The following is a 1253-nucleotide window of genomic DNA, read 5'->3' on the forward strand; positions in this document are numbered from 1 at the left end:
TGGAATTCCTACTAATTTTGTGACATTTTTTTAAGCCACTTTATTAGTTTTCCCTCTTAATTTAACTTCCATTTCTAGAGGGGAAATATACCCTAGAGATGAATGTAGTCTTTCATTATTATACCAGTTTATATAATCTTCTACAGAACTATGCAATTGGGAGTAAGTGGTGTATTTAAAACGGTATAACCATTCATTTTTAATTGTTTTAAAAAAGCTCTCAGCCACAGCATTGTCCCAGCAATTTCCTTTTCTACTCATGCTCTGGACAACTTTTTTGTTGAAAGAAAAGAGGTTAACCATTTTATTACATGCATATTGTACTCCACGATCCGAATGAAAAATAAGCCCAGGACTAATAGTTCTGCTTGATCTAGCGTGAAGCCATGCTTTGATAATCGTATTTTCGGTGGTCATATCCTCACTTAATGACCAACCTATAACTTTTCTATCAGCCAAATCTATTATTGTCGTTAAGTAGTTCCAATCATTGTTAACTCTAATGTATGTTATGTCAGAGACCCATTTCTGCCCAAGTTTCGAGCTATCAAACTCCCTATTTAGCTTGTTTTCTGAAATCCCAAATGAATGATTGGAGTCCGTTGTTATTTTGTGCCTTCTTCTTAAAACACTCTTCAAACCCATTTCTTTCATTAATATGGCTATATATGAACGACTATAGAAAAGCTTTTCTCTCTCCAGCGCTTTTTGAATTCTATAACTACCATAGATTTGTCTGCTTCTATTAAAAATCAAACGTATGTGTTCTTTCAATAGAACACGAGATGCTTTCTCAAGAATCTGATCTTTTGTTTTTTCCCAATTATAATAAGCGTTTCTACTAACTTCCATGCATTTACACATCCTCTCGACTGTATAGTTATCAATGTTATTTGAAATAAATTGATACCTCACCTGTCGTTCTTGGAGAAGATGCTTACTGCCTTTTTTAATATATCGCGTTCCATGGTTATTTCTCGAAGCTCCTTTTTCAAGGCCTTCAATTCTATTTCTTCTTGAGACAACTCCTTTTTCTTAGTAAAGTCACCTGACTTAGCTTCGTATTCTCTTCTCCATCGCCTTACCATACTGTCATTTAAATCATACTCAGTACATACCTCTTTAATTGGTCTACCTGATTTTACTAATTCTACGATTAGAACCTTAAAATCGTTTTCATGTTTTCTTGCCATATGTTAAATTTAATCATTTAGGGCTTAATTAAGTTGTCACAACAAATATAGACACTCCAC

General features: G+C 33.8%; 2 protein-coding genes. Both read right to left on the minus strand.

Annotated features, from left to right (window positions below):
• Nucleotides 1–30: 30 nt before the first annotated feature.
• Nucleotides 31–1005: an IS3 family transposase gene (locus H4O20_RS13270; protein ID WP_368856700.1), complete on the minus strand. Its 975-nt coding sequence runs from the start codon at nt 1003–1005 to the stop codon at nt 31–33.
• Nucleotides 912–1193: a transposase gene (locus H4O20_RS15200; protein WP_241836877.1), complete on the minus strand. Its 282-nt coding sequence runs from the start codon at nt 1191–1193 to the stop codon at nt 912–914. The genes H4O20_RS13270 and H4O20_RS15200 overlap by 94 nt, the downstream gene beginning before the upstream one ends.
• Between the last annotated feature and the right edge of the window lie 60 nt (nt 1194–1253).

Origin of the sequence: Aequorivita sp. 609 (assembly GCF_014212065.1) — a bacterium.
Taxonomy (GTDB): Bacteria; Bacteroidota; Bacteroidia; order Flavobacteriales; family Flavobacteriaceae; genus Aequorivita; species Aequorivita sinensis.